The organism is Parapedobacter luteus (assembly GCF_900168055.1).
Taxonomy (GTDB): domain Bacteria; phylum Bacteroidota; class Bacteroidia; order Sphingobacteriales; family Sphingobacteriaceae; genus Parapedobacter; species Parapedobacter luteus.
In genome coordinates this window covers 233866-255315 of record NZ_FUYS01000001.1, presented here as the reverse complement: position 1 = coordinate 255315, position 21450 = coordinate 233866, and the positions used below count along the sequence as shown (strand labels likewise).

General features: G+C 47.4%; 16 protein-coding genes. 5 read left to right on the top strand and 11 right to left on the bottom strand.

What is annotated here, in order from left to right; genetic code table 11:
* Positions 1-38: 38 nt before the first annotated feature.
* Complete coding sequence (locus B5X72_RS01090; RefSeq protein ID WP_079714953.1) at positions 39-740, bottom strand: hypothetical protein; 702 nt, start codon at positions 738-740, stop codon at positions 39-41.
* A gap of 94 nt (positions 741-834) precedes the next feature.
* On the opposite strand from B5X72_RS01090, the gene tyrS reads away from it, so the two are divergent.
* Positions 835-2118 (top strand): tyrosine--tRNA ligase, encoded by a 1284-nt coding sequence (tyrS, locus tag B5X72_RS01085; RefSeq protein ID WP_079714952.1) that lies wholly within the window; start codon positions 835-837, stop codon positions 2116-2118.
* Positions 2119-2217: 99 nt separating this feature from the next.
* Here tyrS and B5X72_RS01080 read toward each other — a convergent pair whose 3' ends face one another.
* Positions 2218-2955 carry a DUF4397 domain-containing protein gene (locus tag B5X72_RS01080; RefSeq protein ID WP_079714951.1) on the bottom strand — a complete coding sequence of 246 codons (738 nt, stop codon included), beginning with the start codon at positions 2953-2955 and terminating at the stop codon, positions 2218-2220.
* A 191-nt stretch (positions 2956-3146) separates the two neighbouring features.
* Between B5X72_RS01080 and B5X72_RS01075 the strand changes: the two genes are divergently transcribed.
* Positions 3147-5720 carry an FtsK/SpoIIIE family DNA translocase gene (locus B5X72_RS01075; RefSeq protein WP_079714950.1) on the top strand — a complete coding sequence of 858 codons (2574 nt, stop codon included), beginning with the start codon at positions 3147-3149 and terminating at the stop codon, positions 5718-5720.
* Between the two features lie 4 nt (positions 5721-5724).
* The gene (locus B5X72_RS01070; RefSeq protein WP_079714949.1) at positions 5725-6387 is read left to right on the top strand and encodes an outer membrane lipoprotein periplasmic chaperone LolA1; all 663 of its coding nucleotides are present in this window, start codon (positions 5725-5727) and stop codon (positions 6385-6387) included.
* An 18-nt stretch (positions 6388-6405) separates the two neighbouring features.
* On the opposite strand, the gene B5X72_RS01065 is transcribed toward B5X72_RS01070, so the two are convergent.
* Positions 6406-7209 (bottom strand): lytic transglycosylase domain-containing protein, encoded by an 804-nt coding sequence (locus B5X72_RS01065; protein WP_079714948.1) that lies wholly within the window; start codon positions 7207-7209, stop codon positions 6406-6408.
* Between the two features lie 246 nt (positions 7210-7455).
* Between B5X72_RS01065 and B5X72_RS01060 the strand changes: the two genes are divergently transcribed.
* Positions 7456-8598: a pseudouridine synthase gene (locus tag B5X72_RS01060; protein ID WP_079714947.1), complete on the top strand. Its 1143-nt coding sequence runs from the start codon at positions 7456-7458 to the stop codon at positions 8596-8598.
* Positions 8599-8662: 64 nt separating this feature from the next.
* On the top strand, positions 8663-9130 hold the full coding sequence (locus B5X72_RS01055; RefSeq protein WP_079714946.1) for a pyrophosphohydrolase domain-containing protein: 468 nt from the start codon (positions 8663-8665) through the stop codon (positions 9128-9130).
* Positions 9131-9146: 16 nt separating this feature from the next.
* Here the strand turns inward: B5X72_RS01055 and B5X72_RS01050 are convergent, their stop codons facing one another.
* From B5X72_RS01050 to nusG, 8 genes are all read right to left on the bottom strand, one after another.
* A complete protein-coding gene (locus B5X72_RS01050) occupies positions 9147-10094 on the bottom strand; it encodes a tRNA modification radical SAM protein MnmL/YtqA (RefSeq protein ID WP_079714945.1) in 948 nt (315 codons plus the stop codon).
* A 174-nt stretch (positions 10095-10268) separates the two neighbouring features.
* Positions 10269-14549, bottom strand: coding sequence for a DNA-directed RNA polymerase subunit beta' (gene rpoC / locus B5X72_RS01045; RefSeq protein ID WP_079714944.1), 4281 nt, complete (start codon positions 14547-14549; stop codon positions 10269-10271).
* 35 nt (positions 14550-14584) lie between these two features.
* On the bottom strand, positions 14585-18394 hold the full coding sequence (rpoB, locus tag B5X72_RS01040) for a DNA-directed RNA polymerase subunit beta (RefSeq protein ID WP_079714943.1): 3810 nt from the start codon (positions 18392-18394) through the stop codon (positions 14585-14587).
* A 175-nt stretch (positions 18395-18569) separates the two neighbouring features.
* Positions 18570-18950, bottom strand: coding sequence for a 50S ribosomal protein L7/L12 (gene rplL / locus B5X72_RS01035; RefSeq protein ID WP_079714942.1), 381 nt, complete (start codon positions 18948-18950; stop codon positions 18570-18572).
* A 78-nt stretch (positions 18951-19028) separates the two neighbouring features.
* Positions 19029-19550, bottom strand: coding sequence for a 50S ribosomal protein L10 (gene rplJ / locus B5X72_RS01030; protein WP_079714941.1), 522 nt, complete (start codon positions 19548-19550; stop codon positions 19029-19031).
* 2 nt (positions 19551-19552) lie between these two features.
* Positions 19553-20251: a 50S ribosomal protein L1 gene (rplA, locus tag B5X72_RS01025; protein WP_079714940.1), complete on the bottom strand. Its 699-nt coding sequence runs from the start codon at positions 20249-20251 to the stop codon at positions 19553-19555.
* A 23-nt stretch (positions 20252-20274) separates the two neighbouring features.
* Complete coding sequence (rplK, locus tag B5X72_RS01020) at positions 20275-20718, bottom strand: 50S ribosomal protein L11 (RefSeq protein WP_079714939.1); 444 nt, start codon at positions 20716-20718, stop codon at positions 20275-20277.
* 179 nt (positions 20719-20897) lie between these two features.
* Positions 20898-21443: a transcription termination/antitermination protein NusG gene (nusG, locus tag B5X72_RS01015; protein ID WP_079714938.1), complete on the bottom strand. Its 546-nt coding sequence runs from the start codon at positions 21441-21443 to the stop codon at positions 20898-20900.
* Positions 21444-21450: the final 7 nt, after the last annotated feature.

Genomic DNA, 21450 nt, shown 5'->3' with positions numbered 1-21450 from the left:
GGCAGTTTTTATCCGATTATTTTACAAATAAACGGGCCCTATGTAAGTTTAGACCGGATTTCATCAAAAATGGTATGGAAGTTTCCATCCAATGTCGCTGCATAATCTGTAATGACATCAATTATCCCTTCCAAATGCACATCGTTAATTCCTACGTCCCATAAACGGCGGCATATATTGATCATGGCCGAGGCGATTTGCTCAATTTCCCAGTAACCCTGTACATATTGAGCGTGCATAAAGCTGTTGAAATACACAAAAAAAAATGCGGTATCCTTTATCTCACATAATCGTAGAAACCGATCGGTCATCTCATAGTCGATAGCGCCCAAGTATGCGTAAAAATCCGATTCATGGACCCAATTATTTCGAAGCAGCAGGTGGTCGAGCAGCAGCTCAAGGGCAATGTGCGACAAGAAGGACGGCCTAATCAGCGTATCACTGACGGTCGGTGTGAGCAAAATTTTCAACGCATGGGTATGACTATAAAAAAAAGCGGAGTTATGAAAATAACGATCCGTTTCCATATGCCGTGTCCATCCGTGGTAGATGCTATGCAGTTTGGGGTTGTTACCAAAGCGACCTTCGTACCTTTGCGGCCACATGGTGACGTTTCTGTCGGCATTTTTGATCAAATCGGGCAGTATACTACCCAACACCAATTCGGGGTTATGACTATACCGCTCGAAATAATAATGAGAGAGGAAATTCATCCTGCCGCTTTCCGAAATGTTGAACACTTATTGTGCCAAGATAACGAATTCGAGCGACAATTCCGGCATATTCTACTATCTTTGCGCTCATCATTAATTACGCATTATTACAGTTAAGACGATGAGTTTTGTTGAGGAATTACGTTGGCGGGGCATGTTACATGATATTATGCCTGGAACCGAGGAGCAATTACTCAAAGAGAAAACGGCCGGATATATCGGCTTCGATCCCACGGGTGATTCGTTGCATGTCGGCCACCTTACGCAGATCATGACCTTGATCCATTTTCAGCAGGCAGGTCATAAACCGGTAGCGCTGGTTGGAGGTGCAACAGGTATGGTAGGCGACCCCTCAGGGAAGTCAGCAGAGCGCAACCTGCTGGACGAAGAAACCCTAAACCACAATATATCCTGCCTAAAGAATCAGCTTGCCAAATTTTTGGATTTCTCGGGTTCGCGGCACAGTGCTGTCATGGTCAACAACTATGACTGGTTTAAAGACTTTCGTTTTCTGGACTTTATCCGCGATGTCGGCAAACATATTACGGTCAATTACATGATGGCAAAGGACTCCGTCAAGAAAAGACTCGAAGGAGAAAACGGGTTATCCTTTACCGAATTCACTTATCAGCTGATACAAGGCTATGATTTTTACTACTTATGGAAAAACCATGGCTGCGTCCTGCAAATGGGGGGCTCGGATCAATGGGGGAATATCGTCACCGGCACGGAACTTATCCGCCGCAAAGATGGCGGTACTGCCTACGCCCTAACCACCCAACTTATAAAAAAGGCCGACGGCAATAAATTTGGGAAGACGGAAAGCGGAGCGGTTTGGCTCGATGCCAATAAAACATCGCCCTACAAATACTACCAGTTCTGGCTTAATGCAAGTGACGAAGACGCAAAAAACTGGATTAAAATTTTCACGTTAAAATCCAAGGATGAAATCGCGGCCATTATCGCCGAACATGATGCCGCACCACACCTTCGTATTGTGCAAAAGGAGCTGGCCAAAGACATCACCATCCGTACACATTCGATGTCAGATTATGAAACTGCATTGAAGACCTCTGAATTTCTATTTGGCAATGGGTCCCTGGAATTTCTGAAAGCAATACCCCATTCAACGCTATTGGATATCTTTGACGGCGTACCTCGGTTTCGAATTGCGAGGGAATCATTGGCCAGTGGCATCAATGTACTGGATCTTCTGGCCGTCGCCTCCTCGGTTTTTCCGTCAAAAGGGGAAGCCCGCAAAATGATTCAAGGCGGCGGCGTGTCGATAAATCGGATAAAAATCACCGATATCGAACAGGATTTCCGTGTAGATGACTTGATCAATGACAACTATCTGATTGTCCAACGAGGGAAAAAGAACTATTACCTACTAATCGCCGAATAGGCTATGCATAGGCAAAAAAAACCGCTCCCGGGGAGGGAGCGGCATCCGCCTATCGACGGATTTCAATCAACCTAAACTTATGGAGAAATACGTGCTGTCCTAATGGACAATAATACCGTGTCCCAGATCCAAGGATTCATCGCCTGTACTTTCGAATAACCCCTTGACCCATATGGTATAGATCATATTCGTCTTCGGGGTAAACTCAAACGTATGCACAACATTGCCGCTGCTGTGCTCGCCGATGTAGAACGTATAGGTTTCTTCCGCCTCAATTTGGGAAAATTCCTCTACCTCCTTAAATGCCTTATCATTAGCGATTAACGTGTCTGCGCCCTGCACACCGAAGTCCAGCGAAGGGGCATCCGGACTCAAATGTATAAATCGAATTTTTGCTTTCCCCGCCTCCGGCGCAGACAGATCATCCATCGTCGCCATCAGTTCGATATCCTCGTATCCTACCACGTACAACGAATAAAACCGTCCCGGAATGAAGTTGACTGTCCGCTGAGCCAATGGCTGTGCATTGGGATAATCCGCCGGATCAAAGACCGTCACCCATCGGTTTCCCGGCCAAGCATTTTTATAGGCCAAGGTATCCCCGAAGGCAAAGTCTTCATCCTGGCGAGTTGCGTTGTCGTAATTAAGTTTATTTTGATTCAATCCAATGTCCAGCGATGCCGACCCGGGCACCGCATTTAACGCTCGCACAGCCGAGATTTGATAGCTGCCCTGCTCATCATCTTTAAGACAGCCAGACAACGTTGCCATAACCGTTACAACAAACCCTGCCAAAAGAAACAATCGGCTGCTCGTCAATTTTTCAAATCGTCTCATTCAATTTTTGTGTAATTCCGACTATCAGTTTACTCAAGGCGCTCCCTTATCGCCTGTTGTCGTGAAAACGGATGCATCAAGCAGAATGCTACATCCCGCCCGAAAATATTGGAAATCCTATCCGTTATTCGCCGCAATCGATTATCTATAAAAAATCCGTAAGTTTGTCTCAAACAAATTGCGTGTTTTAAATGGCTGGAAAAGGGAATTCATTCAGAAAGAATATACAGCACGATACGGAAGGCAAACCCTCCCTACGCAAAAAAAATGAGCGAAAATCAACGATTCTTTATGGTCAGGCATTAGGCAGTAAAGCGAGAAAGATCGCTGGCTTGTTTCTGCTCATACTGTCTGTGTATTTCCTCATCGCGTTCATATCCTACTTATTTACTTGGAAAGAGGATCAAAGCTACGTTTCTGCTGCCAACGGAGGATGGCATACGTTATTTAAAACCCGGGAAGAGCTTGCCCTTGCTGGCATTGAACCTCCCGTCGTGCAAAACTGGATGGGCAAATTCGGTGCGTTGCTTGCTCATCAGTTCATTTACAAATGGTTCGGGATAGCCTCTTTCCTTTTTATTGCCGTTCTGTTCGTCATTGGATACAGGCTATTACTCAGAATAAAGATTATTGCCACCTGGAAAATTTTAGTATATACTTTTTTCGCTTTGGTATTTATCTCGGTAACATTAGGCTTCATCCATGGATTCATCAACGATTATCCCCATTTCCTTGAAGGCGAATTCGGGTTCTGGAGCAACCGATTGCTTGAAGCCCAAATCGGTACTCCGGGAGTGGCTGGATTGTTACTTTTCACGATATTGACCATTTTAATCGTCTTCTTTAATTTCGATTTTAAATTCAGCAGTGGCCGAAGGGTAGCTGTGGGCGGCGATCAGGAACGCGATCCGGCCGACCACCAACGTGGCGAAAAGTATGCCCATGAATCCGAATACCGGGTAGAACCGGTGGAATTCAGCCTCAATAAGCATAAGGAAGCTGCCGCGGCAAACGAGGCATCCGCAAACCGGCTAAAAACTGTTCCCGACCGGCAAGAAACTTCCGAAAAGCTCCAACAGCAGCTGACCGTTCCTCCAAAGGCTCCCGCACAAGAGCCCGAAGCGGCTTTGGATTTTGCTATCGAACGGCCACAGGAAAAACCCAAAAATGAGCTTATAACGCCCCCTTTGACAGTTTCCGCCATTAAGGAAGAGAAGCCAAATACCGCTGATGAACTGGTTGAACGGGTAGGCCAGTATGACCCCAAGTTGGATCTGTCGGGCTACCAATACCCCTCCCTTGATCTGCTTCGAGACTACGGATCCGGCAAAATTACGGTCAATAACCACGAGCTTGAAGCGAACAAGGATAAGATAGTAGAGACATTAGGCAACTACAATATCGAAATAGCAAAAATAAAGGCGACCATCGGCCCCACGGTCACGCTTTATGAAATTATTCCCAAACCGGGCGTGCGTATCTCCAAGATTAAAAACCTGGAAGACGACATTGCGCTCAGCTTGGCTGCGTTGGGCATCCGTATCATTGCTCCTATGCCCGGAAAAGGGACTATTGGCATCGAAGTACCGAACAGCCACCCCGAAATGGTCTCCATGCGCTCAGTGCTGGCTACCGAAAAATTCCAGCATACGGATATGGATCTGCCCATTGCGCTGGGCCGTACCATCTCCAACGAAGTGTACATCGCTGACTTGGCCAAAATGCCTCACCTATTGGTGGCAGGGGCCACCGGGCAAGGAAAATCAGTAGGCATCAACGCCATCCTCACTTCGCTGCTTTACAAAAAGCACCCTGCCGAACTTAAGTTTGTGTTGGTGGACCCAAAAAAAGTGGAACTGTCGCTATTCAAAAAAATTGAGCGGCATTTCCTTGCTAAACTCCCCGGCGAGGAAGATGCGATCATCACCGATACGAAAAAGGTTATCAACACGCTTAATTCGTTGTGTATCGAAATGGATGCGCGGTATGACTTGTTGAAAAATGCGCAAGTGCGCAACCTCAAGGAGTACAATGCCAAGTTTATTAACCGTCGGCTTAACCCCGAGGAAGGGCATCGCTACCTGCCATTTATCGTGCTCGTCATTGACGAGTTTGCCGACCTCATGATGACGGCGGGCAAGGAAGTAGAAACCCCCATTGCGCGGCTGGCTCAGTTAGCCCGTGCTGTGGGCATCCACTTGGTAATCGCTACGCAGCGACCATCGGTAAACATCATCACCGGCACTATAAAAGCCAACTTCCCTGCCAGATTGGCATTCCGCGTGCTCTCCAAAGTCGATTCGCGGACTATCCTCGATTCCGGAGGAGCTGACCAACTTATCGGGCGGGGGGATATGTTGCTGGCTACCGGCAGTGACCTCATTCGGATACAATGTGCTTTCGTAGACACCCCTGAGGTGGAAGAAATATCCGACTATATCGGCAACCAACGCGGTTATCCGTCAGCCTTGCTCCTACCTGAATATGTAGGCGAAGACGGTGACGGTGGCGTTGAAGATTTTGACATGCAAGACCGCGACTCAATGTTTGAGGATGCGGCCCGTTTAGTCGTGTTGCATCAACAGGGCTCTACCTCACTCATTCAGCGCAAGCTGAAACTCGGTTATAACCGAGCAGGAAGGATTATTGACCAGTTGGAGGCCGCAGGTATCGTCGGCCCGTTTGAAGGCAGCAAGGCCCGGGAAGTGCTCTTTCCCGACGAATACTCATTGGAACAGTTTTTGGATGGGTTAAAGAAAGATTAGGAAAATGAATAGCGCAATTTATCGTGCCAGTCTGTGGTTAGTTTTCTTGGTGATGATTAACGCACCAAGCCACGCACAGACCGATGCCGCGGCTAAGACCTTACTCAATAAAGTAAGCAAAACATATGAAGGATATAAATCCATTCAGGCATATTTTACCCTTACCGTACAGCAACCCCAACAAACGGACAGCTATACCGAGTCCGGCGCCATATATATGGAGGGCGCTGCAGGTAAGTACCACATTATGACGTCCGGCCAAGACATTATCAGCGATGGCAAAACGCAATGGATGGTACTTAAAGAAGAGCAGGAAGTCCAGGTGACGGATGTCGATCAATCGGGAGGCTCCATCTCTCCAATCAATATCTTTTCGTTCTATAACAGCGGATATAAATATGTTTCTGCACCTGACGAACGATCGGGAAATATACCATTGCAGGTAGTCGAACTTTCGCCTGAGGACACCAGTGCACCTTATTTCAAAATCAAACTACGGATCAATAAGACAACCAACCTGATACATGACGCCACTATTTTTGACAAGAGTGGAATCAAATATCATTACGCCATCAAAAACACCAAGGCCAACGCCCCCATCCCTGCCAATAAATTTACATTTAAACAAAGCGACTATCCGGGAATGGAAATCGTCGATCTCAGATAGCCGGGCTGCGGGTAACCCTTATAGCTTATTCTGTTGCTGGGACTCTTCATTCGTTGCAGCGGCTAGCAAGTGGTTTTTCCTGTAGCCGTGTGCAGCGGGATTTTCGATGATCTCTTTGACCGAGATCAGTTTATACACATAACTGCCCGTCTCCCTGTTGAGCTTCAACCTGAAGTAATTATCCTCACGTTGCCTGTCGATAATCCTTCGGAGGTTCCCTTCGCCAATATTGAAAGCCGCAGCGACCAGCGTCCAGCTGTTAAACTCATTATACAACGCCTTAATATACCTTGCTGCGGCCGCGGTAGACTTTTCAATATGCTGCCGCTCGTCCACCTCGCTATCTACACGCAGCCCAAAAGCCCGCGCTGTACCGGGCATGAACTGCCAGTAGCCTGACGCCCCGCGATGTGAAGTAGTACCGCTCACCAATCCGCTTTCGACCAAAGGGATATATTTAAAATCCTCGGGAATCCCATGTTGACGTAAGATAGCGGCGACTTTCGGCAATGCATGCAATGCCTTGTGATGCAATACATGCGAACGGCGTTTTGTGTAGGAATACTCTTTAAGGTAACGCATCATTTTACGCTCGATTTGCTTATCACCCAACGGAAGGTTTTCATCAGCAAAATTCAATGATGCAAAGTACGGAGTGTTGCGGATATCAGCGATATCGTCTTGCAATATTTCTCCTTGAGATAAGGAGTCATGCGGTAGTGCGGATGTCTCGGTATTTGTCGCTACGCGATAAGCGTATAGCTTAGAAAGTAATACCAGTAATAAAACCGCGCTACAACAGAGCAGTTGTTTTTTTATCATTTATAACCTTTCTGTAATCCAGCGACGCATAAAATAATCGCACCACAGAATTACTTGATCCAAAAAGCTGGCGACAAAAGTAAAAATTATATTGTTAATTCACAAACAGTTACCATAAGCCCCCTTGGTGTTTAACATAATTTAACGTATTTTGACAGGTCTTGCTCTTATAAAAAAGCCAAGCGTACAGGCGATTAAACATATAATTTTACCTATCTTTGTAGCCTACATTTTTATATAAAAATCATGCCCTTTAGTAACAAAAGGAACAGTCGTGACGACAAATCCAAGCGCTTCGGTAAATCAACCCCGAACCCTTCCCATACGCGTAGCCGGAAATACGACGACCGAAGCACACCAGACAACGACAAACGATATACAGACGAGCGGTCTGGAGAAAATCGGGAGAGAAAATACCCAAGCGATCGGCCACGGCCTCGTGCAGGCGGCGGGTCGACAGCAGGTCGAAATACATCAAACAACGAGCAGAGATTCAGCGACAAACGGTCAAGTGATTATCGGGACCGGGAAAAAAAATACGGGAACGGACAAAAGCCGCCCTATAACACAGATAGGCGCTCAACGGAAAACAGACCGTACAATCCTTCGCGAAAATTGCGTGAGCGAACCGACCCAACGCCGAAGCCATTCAAAAGTACACCGGAAGATGACGGACTGATCCGGCTAAACCGGTATATCGCCAATTCGGGCATCTGCTCGAGACGTAAAGCAGATGAGCTGATCCAAGCCGGTGTCGTCTCTGTAAATGGCCATGTTGTCACCGAGCTCGGTGTCAAAGTAGATCCATCCAAAGATGAAGTGCGCTATAATGGCGAACGCCTAAAGCGCGAAAAAATGGTTTACGTGTTGCTTAACAAACCCAAAGACTACATCACCACAACGGATGATCCCCAGGAACGCCGCACGGTGATGCAACTGGTGTCCAAGGCTTCCAAAGAACGGATATACCCTGTTGGCCGTCTTGATCGTAACACCACCGGGCTGCTTTTGCTGACGAATGATGGTAACCTTGCCGAAAAGCTTTCGCACCCGCGCAACAATGTTGTCAAGATTTATAACGTCGAACTCAATAAGAGTCTCGCTCAAGGTGACCTTAATAAAATTGCGTTTGGCCTCGAATTAGAGGACGGCTTTGTCAAACCTGACACGATAAGTTACGTACAGGGCGGAAGCAAAAGGGAAGTAGGCATTCAGATTCACAGTGGAAAAAACCGCATTGTGAGGCGTATTTTTGAGCATTTAGGTTATGAAGTGATTAAGCTGGACAGGGTCGTTTACGCTAACTTAACGAAAAAAGATCTACCCCGTGGACGCTGGCGCTACCTCGAAGAAAAGGAAATCATCCAACTCAAGCACTTTATTAAGTGACTTTCAGCTTGCCTGCTTACGAATTTGATTGACAACCCACAACTTTTGACAGAAGACTACAGACATGACCGATCCAAAAACATTGACGGCCGTTGCCGAATTTCACAAGACATTTAAGCATCCCGTATTACCCAAGCCTACTGTTCCGGACGAGCAGCGGTGCCGGTTGCGGGTCGCGTTACTGGCAGAAGAACTCAAAGAACTTGAAGAAGCCATCGCGGACAACGACATCACGGAGATTGCCGACGCGTTATGCGATCTTCAATATGTATTGTCAGGAGCAGTACTCGAGTTTGGCTTAGCCAGCAAGTTCGCGCAACTTTTTGATGAAGTACAGCGATCAAACATGAGTAAAGCTTGTAAGACCGTCCAGGAGGCCGAGGATACGGTGGCACATTACACGGAGAAAGGTGTGGAATGTTTTTATGAGGAGGCGGATGGCCATTACCTGGTATACCGGACGGCAGACCGGAAAACGCTGAAATCCGTGTACTATTCGCCTGCTGACCTCGCTAAAATTCTGGAAGGATAGTATTCTTTTCGTTCTCCTATATGCTGTATTTATTCCCTTGGTAAGCCGCCCTACGCTCCAGCTCTTTATCGATATAGGTTTGAATGGCTGACTTGCCCAAGCCCCAATTTGGCGCTATCAGCAATTCCTGATCGGCCAGTCCAAATAGGCGCTGAATCACAATGTCAGGGCGCAGCAAAGGGATAAACTCACAGAGGAAATCCGTATATTCCTCCAAGCTAAATACATGAAAAGGCTGGCGTTTGTACTGCACGCCCATAATAGAGCCTTCCACAATATGGAGGTGGTGGAGTTTCACAAACTTGATTTGCGGAAACCGGTTGATTTCTTCCGCATAGCGCAGCATCATCGCCCTGGTTTCCCAAGGGAATCCAAAGATGGTATGCACGCAGATATCCAAGGAACTGTTTTGTACCAAGGCGAGTGCCTTTTCAAGCTCTTCATGCGTGCACCCTCTGTTTATCCGGTTTAACGTACTGTCGTAGATGGATTCCATGCCCATCTCCAGATCCACATCATATCGATCGGTATAGCTTTCGAGCAGGGCCACTTTTTCAAAATCTATGCAATCCGGCCGCGTACCCACCGAAAGCCCTACCACATGTTCGGGTGCTACGCTCAAGGCCTCATCATACAAGGATTTAAGGTAATGCGCCGGTGCGTAAGTATTGGTATTGGGCTGGAAATAAATCACGAATTTTTCAGCTCCATAACCGTTTACTGCACGCTGGATCCCCTCTTCCACCTGTTCACGGATAGTCGGCAGTTTACGTGCCGAATCCGGCGTAAACGAATCCACGTTGCAATAAGCACAGCCACCGTACCCCTTACTTCCATCGCGGTTCGGACAAGTAAAATTACCATCCACAATAATCTTAAACACACGCTTGCCGTCGTATTTGGCCCGCAAATATGCCCCGTAGTGATTGTACGGTTTCTTTCCAATGTCCAACAGGGTACCCATAGTCGTGCAAAGATACGAGATAAGTTTGAGACATGCGCTATAAGGCGCTAAGCGTCAACCACGGTGTTAGCTGGCGAGCAGCGCCGAATTCCAAAAAAAAAACCGTCAGGCGTACACCTGACGGTCTGAATTGTTTTTTATCGTTTACTGACCCCGCGGGTCACCGACAGCGGATTAATCTTCCTCCTTCGATGCCAGCAGCTGATCATATTCCTCTTGCGAGCCTACGATAATGCGTTCATAATCGCGCAGGCCAGTTCCGGAAGGAATCAAGTGGCCGACGATGACGTTCTCTTTCAAACCCAAGAGGTCGTCACGCTTACCGGCAATGGCAGCCTCGTTGAGTACCTTCGTAGTTTCCTGGAACGATGCCGCAGAAATGAATGACTTGGTACCCAATGACGCGCGGGTAATACCCTGCAGTAACGGGCTTGAAGTCGCCGGTATGGCGTCGCGTACTTCCACCAGCTTCAGGTCACGCCGTTTGAGGCTTGAATTAACGTCCCGTAGCTTACGCAGCGAGACAATCTGCCCCGGCTTCAACTCGTTGGAATCTCCCGCATCCACCACCACTTTTTTGTCATAGATAGCATCATTCTCCTCAACGAAGTCCCACTTGTTGACCGCCTCTTTTTCCAAGAAACGGGTATCGCCCGGGTCTTCAATTTCCACCTTTTGCATCATTTGGTGTACGATGGTCTCAAAGTGCTTGTCATTGATCTTCACCCCTTGGAGGCGGTAAACTTCCTGGATACCATTTACCAAATACTCCTGCACGGCCGACGGGCCTTTAATAGCCAAAATATCGGCAGGCGAGATAGAACCATCTGACAACGGCATACCCGCTTTCACGAAGTCATTATCCTGTACAAGAATATGTTTAGACAGCGGCACCAAGTACTTCTTGATCTGTCCGTCCCGTGACTCAATTGAGATTTCACGGTTACCCCGTTTTACGCCACCCAGGGTCACCACACCATCTATTTCGGTGACGACCGCAGGGTTGGATGGATTACGAGCTTCGAACAGTTCCGTCACACGTGGCAGACCACCTGTAATGTCACGGGTCTTACCGGTAGAGCGCGGAATCTTAGCTAATACAACACCCTCTTTTACCACGGTGCCGTCATTGACAGAGACGTGCGCACCCACCGGGATGTTGTAAGTGCGGATAACCGCGCCTTTGCTATCCAATATTTTGATGGCCGGGTTTTTGGTCTTGTCGCGCGTATCAATGATGACCTTTTCCCGGTGTCCCGTTTGTTCGTCGGACTCCTCACGGAATGTTACCCCTTCAATGATCGACTCGAACTCAGCTTTCCCACCAAATTCGGAAATAATCACCGCATTGTACGGATCCCAAGAACAGATACGTTGCCCTTTTGTCACCTTATCGCCAGCATTCACATAGAGATAAGAACCGTAAGGGATATTGTTCGTCATCAACACTTTTCTCGATTCCGGGTCGACAATCCGAAACTCACCGGAACGCCCGATAACGACTTGATCTGGTCCTTCTTCCCCTTCGTGGGGTACCGAACGGATATTTTCCAGCTCGATGATGCCATCGAACTTAGCGAATATTTGAGATTCCGCCGCAATATTTGACGCGGTACCACCCACGTGGAAGGTACGGAGTGTAAGCTGCGTTCCAGGCTCACCGATAGACTGTGCTGCAATCACGCCCACTGCCTCACCTTTCTGCACCCGTTTACCCGTAGCCAAGTTGCGTCCATAACAAAGTGCACACACACCCCGTTTACTTTCACAGGTCAATACCGAACGAATCTCGAGCCCTTCAACCGCAGATGCCTCAATCTTAGCGGCGATTTCCTCATCGATATCCTGATCGGCCGCTACCAGCAATTCTTCAGTTACAGGGTCATACACATCGTGTAGGGAAACCCGGCCAAGAATACGGTCGTATAGCGGCTCAATGATATCCTCGTTATCTTTCAGCGCTGTTGTATATACCCCCCTCAAACCACCGCAATCTTCATCCACCACAATCATATCTTGGGCTACGTCATGCAGACGACGGGTCAAATAACCGGCATCAGCCGTCTTCAACGCGGTATCCGCAAGACCTTTACGGGCACCGTGTGTAGAAATAAAGTACTCCAATACCGACAACCCTTCCTTAAAGTTGGAGAGGATAGGGTTTTCGATGATTTCACCGCCTGAAGAACCAGATTTCTGCGGTTTGGCCATCAGACCCCGCATGCCACAGAGCTGACGAATTTGCTCTTTCGAACCACGGGCGCCCGAATCAAGCATCATGTATACGGAATTGAATCCTTGGTTGTCTGTCGAAAGGATTTCCATCACATTCGCGGTCAACCGGTTGTTGATGCGTGTCCAGATGTCGATGATTTGGTTATAGCGTTCGTTGTTGGTGATGAAGCCCATGTTGTAATTGTTCATCACCTCCTCCACTTCTTTCGTTGCCTGTTCGATCAGATCGGCCTTGGCATCCGGAATGTTCAAATCCTGTAGGTTGAACGAAAGCCCACCTTTGAACGCCATCTGGAATCCTAATTCCTTGATATCATCCAAAAACTTCGCTGCCCGGGCCATACCCGTAATTTTCACGACCTCGCCAATGATATCCCGCAAAGACTTTTTGGTCAACAGCTCGTTGACGTATCCGATTTCCTCGGGAACGACCTGATTGAACAACACACGCCCTACGGTAGTCTCGATGAGCCTTTCTTCGATATTGCCATCCTTGCTCCTTACTTTGGTTTTCACCTTAATAAAGGCATGCAAATCGATTTTCTTTTCATTCAGCGCTATAATGACTTCCTCAGCAGAATAGAAGGTCATGCCTTCCCCTTTCATCACCCGGCTTTCATCGGTCTTACGGCCTTTGGTCATGTAATAGAGTCCCAGTACCATGTCCTGCGAAGGAACGGTAATGGGTGTGCCATTAGCCGGGTTGAGGATATTATGCGAAGCCAGCATAAGGATTTGAGCTTCCAATATGGCAGCATTGCCTAAGGGCAAGTGCACAGCCATCTGGTCACCGTCAAAGTCGGCGTTAAATGCCGTACACACCAACGGGTGCAACTGGATTGCCTTGCCTTCTACCAAAGTCGGTTGAAATGCCTGAATACCCAAGCGGTGCAGCGTAGGTGCCCGGTTGAGTAATACGGGGTGTCCTTTCAATACGTTCTCCAAGATATCCCATACGACCGGATCCTTGCGATCAACGATTTTCTTGGCCGACTTCACCGTCTTCACGATACCACGCTCTATCATTTTGCGAATGATGAACGGCTTATACAGCTCGGCAGCCATGTCTTTTGGCAATCCGCACTCATGCAACTTCAGGTTTGGTCCAACCACGATGACCGAACGTGCGGAGTAATCTACCCGCTTACCCAACAGGTTCTGGCGGAAACGGCCTTGTTTACCTTTTAGGATATCAGAGAGTGATTTCAATGCACGGTTGCCTTCCGTCTTGACAGCGTTCACCTTACGTGAATTGTCGAATAGCGAGTCCACAGCTTCCTGTAACATCCGCTTTTCATTACGCAAAATGACCTCGGGCGCCTTGATTTCCATCAAACGCTTCAACCGATTGTTACGGATAATCACCCTCCGGTACAAGTCGTTTAGGTCGGAAGTAGCAAAACGCCCACCTTCCAACGGCACCAACGGACGCAGCTCAGGCGGAATAATCGGTACAATTTTGACGATCATCCATTCCGGCCGGTTTTCAATCCGATCCCTCGACCCGCGGAATGCCTCCACAACCTGCAGGCGTTTTAGCGCCTCATTTTTACGTTGCTGGGAAGTTTCATTAGCTGCCTGGTGGCGCAAATCATACGAAAGCTGATCCAGATCCAGCCGTTTCAACAACTCTTCCAACGCTTCCGCACCCATTTTGGCAATGAACTTCTGCGGATCGGTATCATCCAGGAACTGGTTTTCCTTCGGCAGGGTATCCAAGATGTCGAGGTATTCCTCTTCTGTAAGGAAATCCATGTACTGGATACCATCCTCCTCCTTTACCCCGGCTTGGATAACCACATAACGCTCGTAGTAGATAATCATATCGAGCTTTTTGGTGGGCAGGCCCAACAAATAGCCAATTTTGTTCGGCAATGAGCGGAAATACCAGATATGCGCTACAGGCACCACCAAGCTGATATGGCCCATACGCTCACGACGTACCTTCTTCTCGGTCACCTCCACACCGCAACGGTCACAAACGATGCCCTTATAGCGAATGCGCTTGTATTTACCGCAATGGCATTCGTAATCCTTTACCGGGCCGAAAATGCGTTCGCAAAACAAACCGTCACGCTCCGGCTTATACGTCCGATAGTTGATGGTTTCCGGTTTCACGACTTCACCACTTGAGCGCTCCAGAATCGTCTCTGGAGAGGCCAAACTAATGGTAATCGAGGTGAAGTTGCTTTTTATTTTATTATCCTTTTTGTAAGACATACTTTCGTTTCTAAAAGTTAAAGCGCCATGCTTAATTAATCCAACGTGATATCCAGTCCTAAGCCACGCAGCTCGTGTACGAGTACGTTAAAGGACTCGGGCACAGACGGTGTCGGTAGATTATTGCCTTTGACGATGGATTCGTATGTTTTAGCCCTACCAACCACATCATCAGACTTGACCGTGAGGATTTCCTGCAGAATGTTCGAAGCTCCGAATGCTTCCAATGCCCACACCTCCATTTCACCGAAGCGTTGCCCACCGAATTGCGCCTTACCACCAAGCGGCTGTTGCGTAATGAGTGAGTACGGTCCGATAGAACGGGCGTGCATCTTGTCATCCACCATATGGCCCAGCTTCAGCATATAAATCACACCTACGGTTGTCGGCTGGTCGAAACGCTCGCCGGTCAAGCCGTTGTAAAGGTAGGTACGGCCGGATGCAGGCAACCCTGCTTTCGCTACCCACTCTTCTACCTCTTCGGTAGACGCACCGTCGAAAATTGGCGTCGCAAACTTGACACCCAACTTTTGTCCGGCCCACCCCAACACGGTCTCGTAGATTTGGCCAAGGTTCATCCGTGAAGGTACCCCCAATGGGTTCAGCACGATGTCAACCGGTGTGCCATCTTCCAAGAAAGGCATATCCTCATCGCGCACGATGCGCGCAACGATACCTTTGTTGCCGTGGCGGCCGGCCATCTTATCCCCTACCTTAAGCTTACGCTTCTTGGCAATGAATACCTTAGCCATTTGCACGATGCCCGAAGGCAATTCGTCACCGACGCTGATAGCAAATTTGTCGCGCTTATAGGCACCGAGCTCTTCATTCAGCTTAATGTTATAGAAATGGAGCGCCTGCTTAATCAGTTCGTTTTTGTCGTCGTCGGTAGTCCATCCTGCCGGATTGATATTGTTGTAATCCAAATCCGCCAGAATCTTCTGGGTAAACTTAGCTCCTTTAGGCACCAACAGTTCTTTATAGACGTTGTAGACACCCTGCGAGGTTTTACCATTGACGATGGCAAACAGCTTGTCTACCAATTTATCTTTTAACGCCTTCAATGCCTTAGCATGCTGGGCATCCAGTTGGTCGAGCGCCTTCTTTTCTTCTTCCTTAGCCATTTTCTTGGCACGGGAGAACAATTTGGTATCAATAACCACACCGTTGATAGACGGAGGGGTTTTCAAAGAGGCATCTTTCACATCTCCGGCCTTATCGCCGAAAATCGCACGAAGCAGTTTTTCTTCCGGAGAGGGGTCAGACTCGCCCTTAGGCGTAATCTTACCAATCAGGATATCACCTTCACGTACTTCGGCCCCCACACGGATGATACCGTTTTCATCAAGGTCTTTCGTTGCTTCCTCAGATACGTTTGGAATATCGGCTGTCAGCTCCTCTTCACCGCGCTTTGTATCGCGTACTTCCAGTTCAAACTCCTCGATATGAAGGGAGGTAAAAATATCCTGGCTGACCACGCGTTCTGAAATCACGATAGCATCTTCGAAGTTGAAGCCCTGCCATGGCATGAAGGCCACCTTCAGGTTACGACCTAATGCCAACTCGCCATTTTGGGTAGCATAGCCTTCACAAAGCACTTGTCCTTTCTCTACCTTTTGCCCTTTTTTTACAATAGGCTTTAAGTTAATGCAAGTACTTTGGTTTGTCTTCTTGAACTTAATCAACTTATAGGTCTTCACGTCGTCGTCAAACGACACAAGCCTTTCGTCCTCATTCCGTTCATACCGGATCTTGATTTCATTCGCATCGACATATTCCACTACACCATCAGCCTCCGCATTGATCAAGGTACGCGAGTCGCGCGCTACGCGCCCCTCCAATCCCGTACCCACGACGGGTGCTTCGGGGCGCAGCAACGGCACAGCCTGGCGCTGCATGTTAGAGCCCATGAGCGCACGGTTTGCGTCATCGTGCTCAAGGAATGGGATTAAGGATGCCGCGATAGATGTAATCTGGTTCGGGGCCACGTCCATCAAGTCCAATTTTTCGGGTTCAATGACCGGAAAATCCCCTTCAAACCTGGCCTTTACTTTCGGGGTAATAAAGTTGCCCTTGTCATCGTATTCGGCATTAGCCTGTGCGATGGTTTTGCCATCTTCGTCTTCAGCCGAAAGGTAAATGACCGGCTCTTCAACGACAACCCGCCCCTCTTCTACCCGCCGATATGGCGTTTCGATGAAACCTAAGTTATTAATTTTGGCGTGTACGCAAAGCGACGAAATCAGACCAATATTCGGTCCTTCTGGCGTTTCAATCGTACATAACCTTCCATAGTGCGTATAATGCACGTCACGCACTTCGAAGCCCGCGCGTTCGCGAGACAGTCCACCAGGGCCGAGCGCAGACAGCCTACGCTTATGCGTAATCTCAGCCAACGGATTGGTTTGGTCCATGAACTGCGACAGCTGGTTCGTACCAAAGAATGAATTAATGACCGACGACAGCGTACGTGCATTGATCAAATCCGTCGGAGTAAACACCTCATTATCCCGGATATTCATCCGCTCACGGATTGTGCGTGCCATACGCGAGAGGCCTACACCGAACTGCGAATACAATTGTTCGCCGACCGTACGCACCCGGCGGTTAGACAGGTGGTCAATATCATCAACCTCAGCTTTAGAGTTGATCAGGTTAATGAGATATTTTACAATAGCAATGATATCCTCACGAGTAAGCACTTTAATCTCATCGGGAGTATCCAATTGCAACTTACGGTTGATGCGGTAGCGGCCTACGTCGCCAAGGTCATACCGTTTATCCGAAAAGAAGAGCCGTTCAATAATCCCGCGGGCCGTTTCTTCATCGGGTGGTTCGGCATTACGCAGTTGGCGATAAATGTGCTCTACAGCCTCCTTCTCCGAGTTTGACGTATCTTTTTGTAAGGTATTATATATGATGGAATAATCGGCGGCGTTTGCGGTGTCTTCTTTGGTCAAGATGATAGACTTCACGCCTGCGTCGATAATCAAATCAATATGCTCGTCTTCCAGTATAGTTTCGCGCTCCAGCACTACTTCGTTGCGGTCAATGGATACGACCTCACCCGTATCTTCGTCTACGAAGTCTTCTATCCACTTCTTCAATACCCGCGCTGCCAATTTACGGCCTACGTATTTCTTCAGCCCGGATTTGCTTACTTTAACTTCGTCAGCCAGCTCGAACAGTTCCAAAATGTCCTTGTCAGAATCGTAGCCAATGGCGCGCAGTAGTGTAGTTACCGGAAATTTCTTTTTACGATCGATGTATGCATACATCACGTTATTGACGTCTGTAGCGAATTCGATCCACGACCCCTTAAATGGAATGACGCGGGCCGAATACAGTTTCGTACCGTTGGTGTGGCGGCTTTGGCCGAAAAACACCCCCGGCGAACGGTGCAGCTGCGATACAATGACACGCTCGGCACCGTTGATGACAAAGGTTCCTTTAGGAGTCATGTAGGGAATGGTTCCCAAATAAACGTCCTGTACAATGGTCTCGAAATCTTCATGTTCCTCGTCATTGCACGACAGACGTAGCTTTGCCTTGAGCGGGACACTATAAGTCAATCCACGTTCGATACATTCCTGAATACCATAACGTGGTGGATCAATAAAATAATCCAAGAACTCAAGTACAAAAATGTTCCTTGAATCAGAGATCGGGAAATTCTCGGAAAACACCTTGAATAGCCCTTCCTGGTGGCGGTTGTCTGAAGTTGTTTCAAGCTGAAAAAACTCCTTGAAAGATTCCAATTGCACATCCAGAAAATCAGGGTAATCAATTACCTTTTTACTGCTTGCAAAATTTACTCTTTCGCTGTGAATACTTTTGTTTGCCAAGGGAATAAGAATTTAGTTTAACTATTTAAACTGCGTTTTTTGCTGTTCTTTGCCGCGTGTGCGGCATCCGTGTACAGCGTGGATATGACTATAAAGGAAAAGTCATAAACAGGAATAGACTCTGACGAAATACACGTCAGAGTCTAACCCATTCAGGTACGTTGTATGATCAGCGTTACTTAATCTCAACAACAGCTCCTGCTTCTTCAAGTTGCTTTTTCAAAGCTTCAGCTTCGTCCTTAGCAACTCCTGCTTTGAGTTCTTTTGGTGCGCCATCAACCAGGTCTTTTGCCTCTTTCAAGCCAAGACCGGTCAAATCTTTAACAAGCTTAACAACAGCCAGTTTCTGACCGCCAGCTTCTTTCAAGATGACGTCAAAGGAAGTCTTTTCCTCAACAGCAGCAGGCGCATCACCACCTGCAGCAGGACCAGCAACAGCAACTGCCGCAGCAGCTGGCTCGATGCCATACTCATCCTTCAAGATTTGAGCTAACTCGTTAACTTCTTTTACTGTTAAGTTTACCAACTGCTCAGCAAACGCTTTTAAATCTGCCATTTTATTTTTAATTTTTGAATTTACTGTTTAATACCTTTTATTAACAATCCATTGGGCTTTTTGATTGGGAGTATTGCCCTATTCTCCTCGTTCCTGTAAAGTTTTAACCAACCCGGCCAACGTGTTGCCTCCAGATTGAAGAGCAGAAACCACGTTCTTGGCAGGGGACTGCAGCAATCCAATGATATCGCCAATAAGCTCGTTTTTCGATTTAAGCTTGGTCAACGCATCAATTTGGTCATCGCCGATAAATACCGCGGCATCGATGTAAGCACCCTTTAATACGGGCTTATCGCCCTCCTTCCGGAGCTCTTTGATCAGCTTAGCCGGTGCGTTACCCGTCTCAGAAAACAACATTGTTGATGACCCTTTCAGCACACCGAATAACTCTTCGGCATCCACTCCCGCCTCGATGAGGGCTTTCTTAATCAACGTGTTTTTTACCACTTGCATGGTAATGCCTTTATCATAGCATTTCCGGCGGATACCATTTACGGTGGCCACGGTCAAATCAGCAGTATCGGTAATATAAAAATTGCCGTAAGATTTAATCTGCTCAGCTAAAGCCTTAACAATCTCTTGTTTTTCTTCTCTTTTCATGATTAAATTCCTGCTACTGATTTAGTTTCTACTTGAATACCGGGGCTCATCGTAGAGGAGAGGTAAATACTCTTGAAATACGTCCCTTTTGCCGCCGAAGGCTTCAACTTGGAAATTGTTTGCAACACTTCCAGGGCATTTTCATAAATCTTTTCCGGTGGAAAAGAAACCTTGCCAATAGATGTGTGAATAATTCCTGTTTTATCTACCTTGAAATCAATTTTACCCGCCTTCACGTCAGCAACCGCCTTACCGATGTCGGTTGTTACGGTACCCGTCTTAGGGTTAGGCATCAGGTTGCGAGGACCGAGGATACGGCCAAGCTTACCTACCTTCGCCATGACGCTGGGCATAGTAATGATGATATCAATGTCGGTCCATCCGCCTTCGATTTTGCTGATATAGTCGTCCAATCCCACATAGTCTGCTCCGGCAGCTTTTGCTTCTTCTTCCTTATCAGGCGTACAAAGCACCAATACACGGACGGTCTTACCCGTACCATGTGGCAATGTGGCGATACCACGTACCATTTGATTTGCTTTACGGGGATCCACGCCGAGGCGTACATCAATATCCACCGAAGCATCAAATTTGGTCGTAGTGACATCCTTGACCAAGGCAGCCGCCTCTTGCAAAGAATACGCTTTACCAACTTCAATTTTGGATAGTGCCGCTTTTTGATTTTTTGTTAATCTTGCCACTTTCTTAAAACTGATTTCGTTAATTAATTGTTCCAGGGCGCATTACCATTCACGGTAATTCCCATACTGCGTGCCGTCCCTGCTACCATTTTCATGGCAGACTCCAGTGTAAACGCATTCAAATCAGGCATCTTATCTTTGGCAATGGCTTCCACCTGTTCCCAGGTAACCGATCCGACCTTTTTACGGTTCGGTTCGCCAGACCCGCCTTTCAAGCCGGAAGCTTCAATAAGCTGAATAGCAACAGGAGGGGTTTTAATGATAAAATCGAACGATTTGTCGCTGTACACCGTAATGACAACGGGCAGTACTTTACCGGGCTTATCCTGCGTACGTGCATTGAATTGCTTGCAGAACTCCATGATATTCACCCCTTTGGCACCCAATGCGGGACCTACCGGAGGTGATGGATTCGCAGCGCCACCCTTCACTTGTAATTTTACTAACGCACTGACTTCTTTTGCCATTTTAACGATGTTGATTTAATTAATAAATGTTTGTTAGTAAGTTGGAAGCATTTAACGTAACATTTAGATTTTGAAGCGCCAAGCGCTAAATTGCCTTTGCACCCCAAAATGGAGTGCAAAGGTACGAAAAAAATCTTTATTACAATATTTAATGAAAAAAAATAAACCTATCGGCTCTGTTATTCTTTTTCTACTTGTATATAATTTAATTCCAACGGTGTCTTCCGGCCAAAGACTTTTACCATTACCTTCAGCTTTTTCTTTTCTTCGTTTACCTCTTCAATTTCGCCAGTAAATCCGTTGAATGGACCATCATTCACTTTGACCAATTCGCCAACGTAGAACGGTACGCTCATCAGTTCGCCCTGCTCTGACATCTCGTCTACTTTTCCCAAAATACGATTGATCTCCGCTGGACGCAACGGGATAGGGGTACCGTCTTTATCGCCCAAAAAGCCGACAACGCTGTTGATATTCTTAATCACATGTTCCAGCTCGCCATCCAACGCTGCTTCTAACAACACATAGCCGGGATAGAAATTACGCTCTTTAGCGACCTTCTTTCCGTCGCGCATTTGATAATATTTCTCCATTGGGATCAACACCTGAGGTACAAGGTGATTGATACCGAGACGATTTATTTCGGCTTCGATATATTGTTTTACTTTCTTTTCCTTACCACTTACGGCCCGTACAACATACCATTTCAGTCCTTGATCTGCCATTTCTTCT